At 47.4% G+C, this 15,606-nt stretch carries 15 protein-coding genes; 13 read left to right on the forward strand and 2 right to left on the reverse strand.

Annotated elements, in window-relative coordinates:
• The first annotated feature begins 22 nt into the window (after nucleotides 1–22).
• From rnz to KNQ05_RS09225, 7 genes are read left to right on the forward strand one after another with little or no spacing between them, the layout of a single operon-like run.
• The gene (gene rnz / locus KNQ05_RS09195) at nucleotides 23–928 is read left to right on the forward strand and encodes a ribonuclease Z (protein WP_214765358.1); all 906 of its coding nucleotides are present in this window, start codon (nucleotides 23–25) and stop codon (nucleotides 926–928) included.
• 3 nt (nucleotides 929–931) lie between these two features.
• Nucleotides 932–1,828: a hypothetical protein gene (locus tag KNQ05_RS09200; RefSeq protein WP_214805197.1), complete on the forward strand. Its 897-nt coding sequence runs from the start codon at nucleotides 932–934 to the stop codon at nucleotides 1,826–1,828.
• Entirely contained in the window at nucleotides 1,825–2,235 is a 411-nt protein-coding gene (locus tag KNQ05_RS09205; RefSeq protein WP_214765355.1) for a DUF4430 domain-containing protein, read from the forward strand. The genes KNQ05_RS09200 and KNQ05_RS09205 overlap by 4 nt, the downstream gene beginning before the upstream one ends.
• A complete protein-coding gene (locus KNQ05_RS09210; protein ID WP_214765353.1) occupies nucleotides 2,213–2,914 on the forward strand; it encodes a hypothetical protein in 702 nt (233 codons plus the stop codon). Before KNQ05_RS09205 ends, KNQ05_RS09210 begins: the two co-directional genes overlap by 23 nt.
• The gene (locus tag KNQ05_RS09215; RefSeq protein WP_214771585.1) at nucleotides 2,868–3,833 is read left to right on the forward strand and encodes an ATP-binding cassette domain-containing protein; all 966 of its coding nucleotides are present in this window, start codon (nucleotides 2,868–2,870) and stop codon (nucleotides 3,831–3,833) included. Before KNQ05_RS09210 ends, KNQ05_RS09215 begins: the two co-directional genes overlap by 47 nt.
• On the forward strand, nucleotides 3,824–4,396 hold the full coding sequence (locus KNQ05_RS09220) for an ECF transporter S component (protein WP_214765349.1): 573 nt from the start codon (nucleotides 3,824–3,826) through the stop codon (nucleotides 4,394–4,396). Before KNQ05_RS09215 ends, KNQ05_RS09220 begins: the two co-directional genes overlap by 10 nt.
• A gap of 25 nt (nucleotides 4,397–4,421) precedes the next feature.
• Nucleotides 4,422–4,799 carry a hypothetical protein gene (locus KNQ05_RS09225; RefSeq protein WP_214765347.1) on the forward strand — a complete coding sequence of 126 codons (378 nt, stop codon included), beginning with the start codon at nucleotides 4,422–4,424 and terminating at the stop codon, nucleotides 4,797–4,799.
• A 76-nt stretch (nucleotides 4,800–4,875) separates the two neighbouring features.
• Here KNQ05_RS09225 and KNQ05_RS09230 read toward each other — a convergent pair whose 3' ends face one another.
• The gene (locus KNQ05_RS09230) at nucleotides 4,876–5,688 is read right to left on the reverse strand and encodes an SDR family NAD(P)-dependent oxidoreductase (protein ID WP_214805199.1); all 813 of its coding nucleotides are present in this window, start codon (nucleotides 5,686–5,688) and stop codon (nucleotides 4,876–4,878) included.
• A gap of 144 nt (nucleotides 5,689–5,832) precedes the next feature.
• Between KNQ05_RS09230 and KNQ05_RS09235 the strand changes: the two genes are divergently transcribed.
• Complete coding sequence (locus KNQ05_RS09235; protein WP_088836657.1) at nucleotides 5,833–7,293, forward strand: MDR family MFS transporter; 1,461 nt, start codon at nucleotides 5,833–5,835, stop codon at nucleotides 7,291–7,293.
• A 54-nt stretch (nucleotides 7,294–7,347) separates the two neighbouring features.
• Here KNQ05_RS09235 and KNQ05_RS09240 read toward each other — a convergent pair whose 3' ends face one another.
• A complete protein-coding gene (locus KNQ05_RS09240; RefSeq protein ID WP_088836658.1) occupies nucleotides 7,348–8,244 on the reverse strand; it encodes a DMT family transporter in 897 nt (298 codons plus the stop codon).
• A 43-nt stretch (nucleotides 8,245–8,287) separates the two neighbouring features.
• Between KNQ05_RS09240 and KNQ05_RS09245 the strand changes: the two genes are divergently transcribed.
• The 5 genes from KNQ05_RS09245 (at nucleotide 8,288) to KNQ05_RS09265 (ending at nucleotide 15,496) form a co-directional block, all read left to right on the forward strand.
• A complete protein-coding gene (locus tag KNQ05_RS09245) occupies nucleotides 8,288–10,408 on the forward strand; it encodes a type IA DNA topoisomerase (RefSeq protein ID WP_214805201.1) in 2,121 nt (706 codons plus the stop codon).
• Complete coding sequence (locus tag KNQ05_RS09250; protein ID WP_214805203.1) at nucleotides 10,408–10,833, forward strand: hypothetical protein; 426 nt, start codon at nucleotides 10,408–10,410, stop codon at nucleotides 10,831–10,833. The genes KNQ05_RS09245 and KNQ05_RS09250 overlap by 1 nt, the downstream gene beginning before the upstream one ends.
• 60 nt (nucleotides 10,834–10,893) lie before the next feature.
• Nucleotides 10,894–11,379, forward strand: a complete 486-nt coding sequence (locus KNQ05_RS09255) for a hypothetical protein (protein ID WP_088836661.1) — start codon at nucleotides 10,894–10,896, stop codon at nucleotides 11,377–11,379.
• Nucleotides 11,380–11,616: 237 nt separating this feature from the next.
• Nucleotides 11,617–14,184 (forward strand): ATP-binding protein, encoded by a 2,568-nt coding sequence (locus KNQ05_RS09260; RefSeq protein WP_214765333.1) that lies wholly within the window; start codon nucleotides 11,617–11,619, stop codon nucleotides 14,182–14,184.
• 199 nt (nucleotides 14,185–14,383) lie between these two features.
• Complete coding sequence (locus tag KNQ05_RS09265) at nucleotides 14,384–15,496, forward strand: MFS transporter (RefSeq protein WP_251132540.1); 1,113 nt, start codon at nucleotides 14,384–14,386, stop codon at nucleotides 15,494–15,496.
• Nucleotides 15,497–15,606: the final 110 nt, after the last annotated feature.

A 15,606-nucleotide genomic window follows, 5' to 3' on the forward strand; every position in this document is an offset into this window, starting at 1 on the left:
ATTTTACGAAAAGGGGAAAAAGATGGAATTTTATTTTTTAGGTACAGGAGCAGGTATGCCTTCAAAACAACGCAACGTGTCGTCAATCGCCTTGATGCACCCGAAGATGACGTGGTTGTTTGATTGTGGTGAGGCGACGCAACACCAAATCTTATACAGTCCGATTAAACCACGAAAAGTCAGCACGATTTTCATCACTCATCTTCACGGGGATCATATTTTTGGTTTGCCCGGTTTCATCAGTACGCGGGCAGCGCTTGAAGGAACGACACGATTGACGATTTATGGACCGAAGGGGTTACAGGAATGGCTCGATGCGACACTTCGTGTCACAGGGACATATTTACGCTATCCGCTAGACGTGATTGAAGTCGAAGCGGGTCAAACGTACGAACATGAAGGTTTTACGATTACGGTCGCCGCACTTGAGCATCGTTTTTTAGCGTATGGGTACCGGATCGAAGGGCATCAAGAAAAAGGGATGTTGCTCGTCGATCGCTTAAAGGAGCACGGTATTCCGTCCGGTCCACTCTATAAACAAATTAAACAAAGCGATTCGTTCGAGTTTGAGGGAACGCTTTACGAGTCATCAGATTTTTTAGGGCAACCGAAACCAGGCGTGAAGTTGGCCGTCTTAGGCGATACGACACCTTGCGAAGCGAGCATCCGCTTAGCGCGGGGAGTCGATGTGTTGATTCATGAGGCGACGTTCGCCGATACCGAAACAGAACATGCGGGACGTTTCGGACACTCGACAGCACGTCAGGCGGCGGGAATTGCAAAACAAGCGGAAGCGAAAAAATTATTATTGACACATGTCTCAGCCCGTTATGTCGAGCAAGAGGATCACTTAGAACGTGAAGCACGGGAAGTATTCCCTGAATCGTATCTCATGGTGGATCATCAATCCGTCCAAGTGAAGGCGTAAGTGATGGACGTATTGATTCGGTGGGCACTCTTTTTATTAGCAGCCGTCCTACTCGCATTCTTACTAGAAAAAAGGACGGAAAAAGAACGTTATCTCTACATGAAACTTGTCTTTTATGCCTGCTTAGGTTCCGTTTCATTTCCAGTCTATGATATTCAGTTACCACTTGGAATCATTCTATTTTTAATCGTGCTTCATCCGCAAAAAAACTCACGCTACAAACGGTATATGGCCTTGTTCGGATTTTTATTTTTTTTATTGCAATTATTCGCCGGTCCGTTTGATACGTTTACAGTCCGTGAAGAAACACAACAGATTGGGCGAGTGATGATTACGGATCAGTCGTTCAATCACTTGTTGAACCAAATTGAGAAGCGGGTCGGAGATGAGTCGTTACGGCTCGAGCAAAGCGAACTATTATTTGACCAGGGTGGCAATTTGCGGAATGCGACGTTCGAAGTCATTGCTAAAAGCCCGAAGCGGTTCGTCCGCTATGAAATTTCCTATCAAGAAATCACAGGCACAATCACGTATCGACCACGTGAAGAAGTGATGGAACGATCGCTCGAATCGTATTACCAGAAACTGATTGATGCGTCTCGTTCGTTTGATACGTTACGCCAGCTGTCGATTAAACAAATATTACATGAATCAAAGACACCGTATGTCGAGATGGATATGGATGGTCTTTATGAAACGTTTAGTCTACAAGATGCGACCGTGTTATTAATTGATGATCAAGGGGAGTTGATCCCTTATGTCAATACAGGAGAAGACGTCCTCGCGAACGCAATTCGCTTGACCTATTTGCGGGCGGACGGACAATCCCTTCGTGAGAAAAAGATTTTGTTGTACAATTACAGCTTTGAGACATCAAGGCGAAAGGGAGTCGTTCGATGAAACAGTGGATATTAGCGGGAAGTTTACTTATCTTAGCAGGGTGTTCTGAGGAAGCGGAGCCTAAGAGCTCGAAAACAGAGGCCTGCGACGTGAAGGTTGACGTCTCGGTCGTCAACCATGCAAAGGACAAGACGTTGTTTGAGGAAGCAATGTGTTTTGATCAAGAAGAGACGGCGCTGGATGCGCTCGAAGAAACGAAGTTAGATGTCGTCAAAACAGGAAAAGGTGAGATGGCTTATGTCACAGCCGTCGAGGGAGTTCGAGAAAAGTCAGCTGGAGCAAGCAGCGGCTGGGTATTCGGCGTCAATGAAAAACCGGGTGAGGTCGGAGCGGGAAGTTACGAACTTCAAGACGGAGATCGCCTTGAATGGCGATTTGAAAAAGATGCAATGGCTTATTTTCAGTAAGACAGAACGGGAGCGACTTCATCCATTGAATGTTGCTCTTTTTTTGATGGTGATGCTATCGGTCCCGTTCGTCTTGCAGGATCATATAGGAATGCTCGCGCTCGTCCATCTCATCTTTTTCATTACCATTCGTCAGTTCGAGGTCTTTCGTTATCTCATGTTACCGCTACTCTATACATTGATGATGATGGTTCCACTTCTCTATGGCGCATCGATTGATGTGATTGGGATTCTGGCGGTCAGCGTACAAATCACCTTATTTATCACGTCAAGTCAACTCGTGTTCACGCTTGTTCGTCTCGAACAGATGGGACCTTTGTTTCGGATGTTACCACGACTGACGCGACTAACCGGGCTCGTGCTTGCACTAATTCCGTCTTTGCTCCGGACATGGCCGGAAGTGAAGATGAGCCATCGGCATCATTCATTATCGGAGCAGTTAGAACGAATGGCGATGTATCATTTATTACCGATTGACGCCGTACCGAGCAGACTTCGAAAACTAACGCTGCGTGACATTCGGACGGGTGTGATTTTGCTTAGTGTCAGCAGTCTGTTGTTGACCTCGTATGCTTATGTTGGTGCAGTCGTATTGCCGATGATTTTACTCTGTTCGAAAGGAGCTTTTCGTGATGCCAACGATTATTTCAAACGACAGCAAAGCGACCGGACAGCTTGAGCGTCTCGCGGCCGAAGCGGGACAGCCCATCATCTATCCGGAACGACTGCTACATGGGCGAGTCCGTGATTTACTAGCGACAACAAGTCTGTTTGTCGCGGGAGAACTTACGACACTCCTCGGACTAGAACCGTTCTTTGAGCGAGAGGTAAGTGAGTTATCATCCGGAGAGCAGCAACTCGTTTCAGTTGGATATGCGCTCGCTTCGTTACCGCCAAGTCTTTTCTTAGACAATCCCTTCCTGTTTTTAGATCACGTGCGAAAACGGCGATTGGTCGATTTGCTGAGTGAGATGGAACGTCGTTTTACATGTCGTATCTATTATTCAGTCACTGATCAAGCGGATTTAGAACAGATTGTGTTCGAGCAAGCAACTCAAGGAGACCTCTATGATGAGATGTGGGCCGTCGAACATCGTTATCCGATGCAGACGCGCTATGCGTTAGACGTATCCCGCCTCAGTTTAGCGGCAGGGGAACGAGTGGTGCTCGTCGGTGCCAACGGGAGTGGGAAGTCGACGTTGCTACGGCTCTTACTCGGCGTCGAGCGTCCCTTGTATGGAAAAGTGAAACGACGCGGGCGAAAGAATTACTTGCCTGCGCATCCGGCCCTTGCGCCTCAAGTTGACAGTCGACCGGGCACGTTCGCTTCACAAAAACAGCGATTGTTTGAACGGCTTGACTGGAGCGACGATGCTTATTATTTTGACGAACCGACAGCAGGATTAACGGACGCACAACGGCAGCGATTCGTCGAAACACTCGTCGAACAATCAATGAAGTTAGTCGTGATGGCGACGCATGACGACTTTTTAATCCGTCACGCGACACGTGTCCTTTATCTCGTTCAAGGTGAAATTGCGTTTGATGGTCCGGCGGCTACTTTTTTAGAACAAAGTAGGTTATATGGATGGGACTGATTCTCCTCGCTTGTCTGTCCATTTTGATTCTGTTTATCCGTTTTGAGCGTCGACCGCTGTCAGAAGCGATGTTACGCTTCATCGCGCTCGTCACTGCGGCGGCGATTGTCGGACGGATTCTTTTTTCGAGTCTGCCGAACATTCAACCGGCCACGGCACTCGTTCTGTTACTTGCCGTCTACGTCAGTCCGGTCGTCGGTGCAGTCGCGGGTTTGTTGGTCGTCGTCCTGTCGAGTTTATTCTTAGGGAGCGGACCGTTCGTTTTATTTCAAGCGCTTGCTTACATGGCAATCAGTCTCGTCGGACTCGTACCGCTATTGAAATCGAAATGGCTGTTAGCCTGTTACGGGCTTCTCGCCGGATTTTTGTATGGCTGGATCAGCAACCTCGGCTTTTTAATTTTTACAGCATTTTCACGAGAAGCTTTTTTGACACTTGTCGTCACAGGCGGGGTATTTGATTTAGTACATGGAATCGGAAATGTTTGCTTTATTTTATTACTTCATCCGACTTTTTTACGGATTTTGCACTCAATCGACCGAAAGGCGGGTAAAGAACATTAACCTGATTCGATTGGAGTGAAAAAAGATGCTTAGTTCATCCGTGTCACTACCATATGTCGTCTTATTGTTACTTATGTCGAGTTGTTGTTTACTGTTTGGCAGTATTCTATTGTTAAAACACACTGTTCGTGGACGCTATGCGGGCTTTTATTTACTGGCTGCAGCAATTTTTCCGGCAGCGATGCTCATCACGTCCGCTGAAGGGGCATTGATGTCACAACTTTACTTTGAAGCGGGTCTCTTTTTAGGATGTGTTGCGTGGTTACTCGTATTAGCGACGGGGTATATGCTCATGGTGACGAGTGCCGTCACGTTTCGTTATCTGTATCGCTATACTTCGTTACCGAAGACGCTCCGGACACAATTTGTGAGTCGGTTTGAGCGAAAAAAACAAATACATTAAACCTTTAAAAAAAGTCTCCTCTATAAAACAAGTCCCGCTAGCCGAGCTAGCGGGACTTGTTTTAAGAAAGCGTCGATTAATTGGAGTACGCGAGATCTTCTTCCGTTGTGTCTTGATCTTGACGAGCAGGATCCTGGATGCGACCTGTTAATTCTGTCAAGAGACGGCGAGGTAAGAATTTAGCCAGTGAGACCATTGCCCGATTGCTCGCGCCTGGAACGATTACACGTTTCCCTTTAAGCGTACCGCGGTAACCCGCGAAGGCGACGAGGTGTGACGGCATGCTTTGGAAAGGCAATGTGATGTTCGCCCGATTAAAGAAGTTTGTATCCGTCGGTCCCGGACAGAGGCATGAGACCGTAACACCTGAACCATCAAGTTCAGAAGCGAGTGCTTCAGAGAAGGACAGGACGTAGGCCTTTGTTGCGTAATAGACGCTCATGTATGGACCCGGCATGAAAGCAGCGACGGAAGCGACGTTCAAGATACGTCCGAAGCCACGATTGACCATACCTGGTAACAAACGTTTCGTCAGTTCCGTTAAAGCGACGACATTCACATGAATCGAGTCGATGTCTTCCGATGGATCGATTTCCGCGAAACGGCCGGATGTCGCAAAACCAGCGTTGTTGAATAACAAATCAACAGTCAATTCTTGTTCATCGAGGTACGTCAGAACACGTGAGACGCTGTCGGCCTGTGATAAATCCGCTGCGAACGTATAGGCTTTGATTTGATAACGTTTTTCAAGAACATTTTTAAGTTCCGTTAATTTTTTTTCGTTTCGGGCGATTAAGACACAATCAAACCCGTCGCGCGCTGCGAGCACGGCAAGATCAAGTCCGATTCCGCCAGAAGCCCCTGTAATTAAAGCTGTTTTTCGTAACATAACAAAATCCTCCATTCACATAATTGAATCATTTTCTAATTGTACCATTCCCTATTGTTCCCTTGAATCCTGCCGAGTAAGCATTTACTTTCGAAACAAGGGGCAGAACCGGTATGATAAGAAAGAGAAAGGAAGTGCGGAAGCATGAGAAAAAATGTCACGATTGCGCTGTTGTTAGCAACTTTTTTAGCGGCAATCGAAGGAACGATTGTCGCGACGGCAACACCCGTCATGGCAAGTGAATTAAATGGGGCGAAGCTTGTCAGTTGGATTTTTGCAGGATTTCTCTTATTTATGGCAGTATCGACGCCGATTTACGGGAAGATGGCTGATTTATACGGTCGGAAACGCGTCTTGTTATTTGGAATTGGCGTTTTTACACTCGCTTCGTTAGCGTGTGGGCTTGCGCAGTCGATGGAGACACTAATCATTTTCCGCGCGGTCCAAGGAATCGGAGCAGGAGCGGTTCTGCCGATTGCCATGACGATCATCGGCGATTTATATACATATGAAGAACGTGGAAAAATTCAGGGAATCTTGAGTGCCGTTTGGGGGATATCCGGCGTTGCCGGACCACTCCTCGGTGGATTTTTAGTCGAATCGTTATCCTGGCGGTATATTTTCCTGTTGAACGTTCCGTTTGCGCTTGTGTCGTTCATCATGATTGTCGTCTTCTACAAGGAAACCGTGAAGGAGACGTCGCGAAAAATCGATTATCGGGGAGCGCTCTTGTTTGCGGTCGGGATGAGTGCGTTACTATACGGTCTGTTATCAGGAAGTGAAGCGGAACAATTTTTACGTCCGACGGTCATCGGTAGTTTTTTGATCAGTGCGGTTTTATTATTCTTTTTCTATCAAGCCGAGAAAAAAGCGAGTGATCCACTCTTACCGCCGGCTGTTATCAAACATCCGGTCATTGCCGTGATCAATCTGGCAGTGTTCTTCTCCGCCTGGGTGCTTGTCTCGATGTCAGCCTATATCCCGATTTTCGCACAGGGCGTCCTCGGAAAAAGTCCGACTGAAGCCGGCTTCATGTTGATGCCGCTCTCGTTATTTTGGACGATTACGGCAATCATCGGTGGCCGATCGATTGGGACGGCGTCACCCCGTTATCGAACGATGACCGGAATGGGGTTACTCGTCGTCGGGATGCTGATTTTAGTCTTCATCTCACGTGAGACGAGTGATGTGTTCCTCTATCTTGCGGTTTCCTTGATTGGAATCGGGTTCGGTTTATCGCAACCGGTCTTCATCGTTGTCTTGCAAACATCAGTCGGTCGCTCGCTCCGTGGTTCAGCGACGGCCGTCAACTCCTTTTTGAGTACGACGGGACAAACGCTTGGTGTCGCCATCTTCGGGACGATTTTTAATCTATCAATCATTCAAGCGTTTAACGATTCGAAAATATTATCCGGTTATTCAATTGATCCATTTTTCCAAGCGACGACGGCGAACCGGTATGGAGATGCCGTCCATACGGCGGCGGAACTGGCCTTAGCAGACGGGTTACGGCTTGTCTTCATCGGCGGTGTATTGTGTGCGCTCGTCGCGTTCGCGATGACGTTCCGCTTACCAAAAGTTCGTCCGGACGATAAACCAAACTAAAAAAACCGCTGAACGTCCGACTCGCAGGTGAGAGGAGGACATTCAGCGGTTTGCTTATTCAGTAACAGAAGTCGCCGTTTCACGTGCGACGAGTTGCGCCCGGATGTCTTTTTCATTCCGGCGTAAGAACAGACCGATGCCGACAAGGAGTAGCGCGGCACCCGTGATTTGAATCCAAGTCAGCGATTCCTGGAATAAGAAGTACCCGAAAATCATTCCCCAGACCGCTTCACCGAGAATCGTGATGCTGACGATGCTCGCACTGACACGGGACAGCGCCCAGTTGAACAAGTTATGCCCGAGCAACGTCGGGAAGATGGCGAGCAATACATAAATCAACCAATCCGTTTGAAACGCCGAGACGAGATCGACGGACTGAATCAGTGAGAACAGCAGCAAAACGACGGACGCGACGGCATAGACGGCAAAGGAATATGTATTCGTCGAGACACTTGTCCGGACGTGTTGCCCGAGCAACCAGTATCCGGCGACTAAAATCGTCGCGAGTAGGGCCAGCCCGTCACCAATCAAGGCACGTGTTCCGACGGCGATATCACCGTATGCGACCAGTCCGCCGCCAATCAGGGCGACGCCGACGAAAAACAACGCTTTTCGCGACGGGTGTTGCTTAAAGAAGACGGCGTTCCCGACTAAGACGAAGATGGGACTGGCGGTTACGAAGAGCGTTGAGCTGGCAACTGTCGTATAATCAAGAGAGAGAAACCATAACCAAAAGTGCCCGGCTAACAGGACGCCACTTAAAATCATGTGGCGGATCGTTGAGGAACTGAGGCTGAACAATTCTTTAACTTGAATGAGCGGCAGTAAAAGAAACGTCGAGAATAACATTCGGAAAAAAGCGACGGCCTCGATTGGCGTGTCTGCCCATTTCACGAAAATAGCCGATGTCGAAATAAAGAATAACGCCATGAACAAAGTAAAATACGGCATGAGTACCTCCACGTGTCTGTAGTTAGGAAATGAGGGTGTAACAATGCAATTGATCATTGCGGAAAAACCAAAACAGGCTGAAAAGCTCGCAGCGCCGTATCCATCGGTCAAGCGGGACGGATACATCGAAATCAAACCGTGTGAGCGTTTCCCGAGTGGAGCGAAACTGGCTTACGCCGTCGGTCACCTTTGTGAATTACAGGAACCGGCCCATTATGATGCTAAATGGAAACGCTGGAACTATGACCATTTGCCAATCATTCCGGAACGGTTCGATTACCGGCTCGCTAAAGGGAAAAGCAAAGCGTTTCAAGTCATAAAAAAACTGTTGAACGAGCGGACGACGACTTCCATCATTATAGCATCTGATGCCGAGCGAGAGGGAGAGGCAATCGTCCGATTAATTCTTCGCCTGGCCAACAATGCAAAACCGATCGAGCGACTGTGGATTTCAAGTTTGACGCCGCAAGCCGTCGATCATGGATTTGCGAATCTACTGGACGGAAAAGCAACGGAAAATATTTTTCATGAGGCGATGAGCCGCGCTTGCGCCGATTGGCTGATCGGGATGAATGCATCGCGTGCCTATACGACGTTACTGAAGAAAAAAGGCATTGCCGATGTCTTTTCGCTTGGGCGTGTCCAGACACCGACACTTGCCTTGATCGTCGAACGTGAGAAACAAATCGAACAGTTCAAGCCGGAAACCTATTTTGAAGTCGAGGCTGACTTTTCGCTGTATAAAGGAAAATACATCGATCAAAAAAAACAGACGAAGCTGACCGATCGGGCACTCGCGGAAGCAATCAAGGCACGGACGAAGGGGGAAGGAATCGTTGCGTCCATCACGAAGACGGAACAAATCGAGAAACCGCCGTTCTGGTTCAGTTTATCGTTGTTGCAAACGGAAGCGAGTCGACGGTTCGGACTTGGCGCAAAAGAAACACTTGATATCGCTCAAAAACTCTACATTCGCGGTTGGATCAGTTATCCCCGGACGGATTCATCGTTCGTCTCAAAGGAAGAAGCGGGTCAGTTCCCGACGATTTTGAATCGACTGTTGAAGCAACCGGAATACGGTGGACTGAAGGAAATTTTGACGAAAGATCCCACACACGATAAACGGTATGTCAATTCTGCGAAAGTCAGTGATCACTATGCAATCATCCCGACAGAAGAAGCGGGAGCGGTCGCGAAGTTATCGGGGCGTGATGCACAAGTGTACGATTTAATCGTCCGGCGGTTTTTAGCAGCTTTTGCACCCCCCGCGCGCGCTGAAAAAACAGACATCATCACGACGAGGGAGCAGGATCGTTTCTTGACAAAAGGTAGCCGGACGATTGCGCGCGGTTTCAAAGAAGTCTTGCAAATTGAGGCGAAGGAAGTCGAACTGCCGGCAGTCGAACACGGACAACACGTCCCGATTAAAGGGGCAAAGTTACTTGAAAAACAAACGGAGCCACCGAAACGCTATACGGAAGGAACATTAATCCTCGGCATGAAGACAGCGGGGAAAGTCCTTGAAAATGAATTACAGGCGATCATGAAAGAAATCGAGGGACTTGGTACGGAGGCGACGCGTGCCGGAATCATCGACGGATTAAAGCGACGCGATTACATCCAGCTGAAGAAAAAAGAGATCCATCCGACAGCAAAAGGTCGGATTTTAATCGAGGCGGTCAGCGGGAGCATCTTGGCATCACCTGAGATGACGGCAAAGTGGGAAAGTCGGCTTGACCAAATCGGTAAAGGGGAAGCATCCGCTGCCCAGTTCGTCGAACAAGCGAAAAAACTGTCGCAACACCTCGTCGATGATGCGAAGTCGCGTGTCGAGCAACTGCACGTCGATCCGTCGCAAGTTAAATCAAAAACGCGTCACGCCGCCGCAACGAACCGCCCGGTCGGACCATGTCCGCTCTGTCAGGCGGAAGTGCTTGATCGTGGGAAGTTTTATGGCTGCAGCGGGTATCAAAAAACGAACTGCGGTTTTACATTACCGAAAACAATCCTCGGAGCGCGCGTGACACAGGCGGAAGTCAAAAAAATCTTAACGACTCAAAAAACAAAACCGCTCGAGATGAAGAAAAATGGCCGGACATTCAAGGCGATGTTGTATCTAGAGCGCGATCAATTAAAATTCGAGTTTATGAAAGGAGAGTCATGATGCATTACGATTTAATGGAGAACAGGGCGTTCATTCCGATATTCGAACGGTTTTTGAAGGAAGGAACAAAATTGACGGTTTGGTTTCCCGATGAAGTGACGATCGGACAAGCCGATGATTTGATTTTTGAAGCGGAAGAACTATTCGGTGTAGTGGCTGAAGTCATCGATGACCCCCAATCATTTGGCAAAGCACTGTTGTTGCCATATTTGAAAGAACAGCAAACGCGGGAAGACGGATTTGTTCAGTATGAGACGAGGATGACAGAAGAAGTCAAAGCGGTCTTACGGGAACTGACCTTACCGATGATGACAGAAGGCGATTTTTCCGTTTTGTATTCCTATCAGATTGATGGACCGGCCGGGTCATTGTTTGTCGAAGACTGGTTTAATGCGGAAGTTTTACTTGGAGATGGAAAGAACTAGAAACCTTTTGTGCGTCGTTTGCGTATGAACAGATATCAAACGAAATAGGGGGAAATCTTCATGTCAGGTAGTATTTCGGGTCCGTTCCTGTCGCTGCTGAAAGCGGGAGGAACGATGGCTTACGTCGAAGGAGAAAGTTTCTTTTCAGACATGCCGGTCTTCATGGTCATCTTTTTTATCGTAATCTTGTCTTTTATGGCTTTTGCCTTGATCAGTGCCGTCACGAAAGGCGTCTCGACAAGCAGTTTGACGAATCATTTGCGCCATCACGCTTCTGAGCTCGTTACACCGACGGAAGAAGGGGCACAAGCCTACGTCGCCTATCTCCGCTCCTTGTCGACGTTTCCGGTCGAGAAAACAAATTTAGAACCGGTCCGGTTGGTGAAAGGAATCTCAACGTTGATCAGCACGACAGATCAAATCACCGAGATGACGAAACAAGACATCACGGCACAGTATGCAAGGCTTGGTCTGTTCGACGGCGAAATCTTGGCAGATGAAGCACCTATCCATCATCATTCGACACACCATTCGCATCATGCATGAACAAGAATGTCCGGTCACGAGTATGTGGCGGGGCATTTTTTCTGACGAAAAAGGAGTGAATCCGAACCTTTTTGTCATGTTTTTGTAACATACAACTATTTTTATTAAAATTAGATGAAAAGTAAAAAAAAATGAGCATATTTAATGGAAAAGTATAAAAAACCTTTACAATAGAAAGGACAGGTATCTCCTATACGTATTATTCAACTAGAGGAGAAGGGGGAGGATCGATCGTTTATGAGAACATGGCTTAATCGAACAATCGGACGCCAAATCATGTCCGCTTTCTATATTATTTTAGCAATGTTATTGCTGACATCAGCAGGTGTATATTTCTATACGAAACAGCAGGTGCAAGAAGCTAAACAAGAACTAGCGACGTTAAACGAACACCGGACCAATGCGACGAATTTATATGAATCGTGGCAAAGTCTTCAATATGAGATGCGGGGATTCGTCTTACTTGGAGACGATGAAATGTTAGAGGAAATTAAAACGAAACAACAAAATATCGATCAACAAACGACGTGGTTCGAAAAAAATGCGGCATTTACAGAAGAAGAGCAATACGCGAATGATGCACGGGAGCTGTATGACGCCTACACGACGCGCGTCATGCCGAGCCTGATTAATTATGTTGATGCTAAAAAAGACGGTGAAGTCGAAGAACCGTTCTTACAAATGGCGACGCTCGGTAAAGTCACGCAAACACCGAACCTGGATGAGGATCGGAAATTTAACATCGATACGAAAAGTGCTGCGGACATGAGTTCGAGTATCGTTGACATGGAGACCGTCTTTACGGATTATCGTAATTCATTAAATGAGAAGGAACTCGCTGCCCAAAATCGACTAGGGACACAAGTTAACTCATCTCAAGTTCTCGGCTTAATTAACTTAGCGGTTCTTTTATTCATCATCGTGTTATTCGTTCGACCATTTGTCGCGAAAATTACACGTCAATTGCGTCAATTGAACCGAGAGAGCAGTCGATTAGCAAAAGGTGAAGATGCTTCACCCATTGAGGTCTTAAATGCAAAAGACGAGATTGGCGAGTTGACGACGACATTTAATTTAATGGCTGCGTCGATTTCAAATCAAAAATCGCAACTCGTCTCAAGTAACGATGAATTACAAAGTCAACAAGAAGAGTTAGTTGCCCAACAAGAGGAGCTTCAAACACAACAAGAAGAACTCGAAGAAGCGCTTGATGTGACGTTACGCAATGAGACGCATCTGCGGTACCGGAATGAATTGACAGAAACGCTCGCTTCACGCGAGACGTTAACAGCTTATCCTGCCATCATCGAAAAATTAATCTCGATTACAGATGCCGAGTTCGGAGCGATTGTCTTTCTTGACGAGGACGAGTATACGGATATCGTCTCTTACGGCATGACGGTCGATCAAGAACGGAAACTTTTGACGTCATCACTTTCTCTACTTGAGCGAGCGCGCATGCATAAAAAAGCCGTACGTTCAACGAAACAAGTGACGAGTGATCATCCGTTGCCGTACCCTTATAGCATGTATGAAACGGTCGTACCCGTCATGGACCCATCGACGAACATGATGATTGCAAGCATCTATCTTGTCCGTTACCGTGATCAATTCAATGAAGACCAAACGGCTGAAATTTGGTCGTTCTCTCGTCAGCTCGCCTTGTCCTTACTACGGATGCGTGTGTTCGATGAAATTGAGCGGGAACGTGAAAAAACATCGAAACTGCTACACTCGATTCGTGAGGCAGTCATGTATATCGAAGAAGACCGGATTTTTGCCAATCGTCCATTGCTTGCGTTGTTCCATCATCCAGCGCACGATCAGTTCAATGACGAGGGTTTGATGACGCTCGATGTCAAAATTGAAGAATTGGCGGTTCAAGTCGATCAACACGAGGCATTCCTTGAATACATGAATCAAGTCTGCAGTCATCAAGTACCGACGGAAAGTCTTTCGCTATCACTTAATAAAGAGGAGCGTTTCGTCACGCTCTATGCAGAAGGAATTCATTACGGTGGACGTTTCCGTGGGACGATGCTCGTCTTGCGTGACGTCACGGTCGAAACAGAAGTCGACCGGATGAAGTCGGAATTCGTCTCGACGGTGTCGCATGAGTTGCGGACACCACTCGCTTCGATTTTTGGCTACACGGAACTGATGTTAGCAAAAGAGTTGACACCTAACCGCCAACAACGCTATCTCGAAACGATTCATGCCGAGACTGAGCGATTGACGGGACTCGTCAATGACTTCCTCGACGTACAACGGATGGAATCCAGTCAGCAACACTATCATTTTAAAGAGCTTGACGTCGTAGCGATGATTCGTGAAATCGCTGAGTTCCAAGTCGGTTCGTCTCAAACTCATACTGTCTTGCTCGAGACGGATGACGCAGCAGTCGAAATGATTCAAGCCGATGAACAAAAAATGCGACAACTGTTCGGTAATTTAATCAACAACGCCATCAAGTATTCACCGGATGGCGGCGCGATTACGATTGGAATCGAACCTGCCGATGACTTATTGCGGATTCGGATTCAAGATGAAGGAATCGGTATTCCCCGTCACGCCTTGCCAGAGTTATTCAGCAAGTTTTACCGGGTCGATAATTCCGATAGCCGAAAAATTGGTGGAACAGGACTTGGACTTGCAATCTGTCAAGAAATCGTTCGTGCCCATGAAGGCATGATTCACGTCGATTCGACAGAAGGCGCCGGCTCAAGCTTTACAGTCGAATTGCCCATCATTCAAGAAAATCCGACAGCACTCTCACCAACACTGGAAATAACTGATTTTGAATGAAGGAAACCCTCTGCGTCTATACGGCGTAGGGGGTTTGTCTATCTACGATATAATCACGGACATGGGATTAACTTGCTTGAAATCGGGAAATGGAAACTAACGGTTTTTTTAAAAAAATAAGAGAGGATGTTGACTGATGCGTACAATCCGCCCTCCTTGTTAAACGGCGATTCAAGCGAACGTCCGTAAATTATATATGATGCGTTTTGCAACAGCTTTCGTACCTGCTTATGTGATTGAGCGGTTGTTTTGGGAAGCGCGTGGAATGAGTGTTCTCGATGTGATTTACGCAGAAATTGTCTTCGCTTTGACTCAATTGTCGCTTGAGTTGCCGTTCGGACGAGCCACCGATCGCTTCGGGCGAAAGTGGTTTCTCGTCTTCGGGATGATGGCAGAATGTCTATCCTTCGCGATTCTATTAAACGCGTATACGTTGACTGCTTTTTTAGGTGCGATGGTACTCGCAGGGGTCGGGGCTGCTGCGATCAGCGGGACAGAAGAAGCCTTCTTATTTGAGACGCTTGAACAAGTCGGTCGAGTCGAGCGATTCGAACGGACAGTTGGTCGACTGAATGCAGTCAGCCTCATGACAGCGGGACTTGCTGCCCTCACCGGCAGTTGGTTGACGCAGTCCACTGCGTTTGAATTTCATTACAAGATTTCGCTCATCAGTTTAATGAGTGCGACACTGGTTAGCCTGACGTTACATGAAACGCGACTCGTGGTTGAAGAATCGACAGCCCGTCCACTTCGTCTCGTTTGGCGAGAACTGAGAACACGCCCCATGTTGATCCGGATTTTTCTATTTAGTGTCCTATTCGGGACGACGATTAATTTCATCGAAGAATTTTGGCAATTGTCAATGCGTGATCGTGGCATTCCCGTGACTGGATTTGGTCTCGTGTTCATTTTAATTATGGTAGCGCAAGGCGTTGGCAACCTGTTGCCCGCATTGAAGAAGGGTTCGTTGAAGGTAAACTTGAACGGGATGTTAGTCGTCTTTTTCGTAAGTATCATTAGTTTTTCTTTGACGGGAATGGCAAGTATCCTCTTCCTGTTCATGGTGTTTCTGTTATACGGTCAGTCGGAGCCGATGACGAGTAGTCTCTTGCAAACTTATGCGTCAGCAAAAGAGCGGGCAACAATCGTTTCCATTGCTTCCTGGCTAGAGAGCGTGCTGATCATCATCGTCGGTCTCGGGTTCGGATTCATCAGTGAGCGGGCGAGTTTGGACATAGCGTATGTGTATCTGTGTCTCGTGTCGTTCGTCCTTTGGTTATACGTTGCGTGGTTAAGCAAACGATGGGAATGACGCCATCGTCGATTTGACGGCTACATGGGAAGGCCTGCTTAAAACATGGTGTTCGTCGTCATGGAAGATATCGAAAACGCCGCTGATTCCGTATGAAAAACGGAATCAGC

Origin of the sequence: Exiguobacterium sp. s125 (genome assembly GCF_018618605.1) — a bacterium.
GTDB lineage: Bacteria > Bacillota > Bacilli > Exiguobacteriales > Exiguobacteriaceae > Exiguobacterium_A > Exiguobacterium_A oxidotolerans.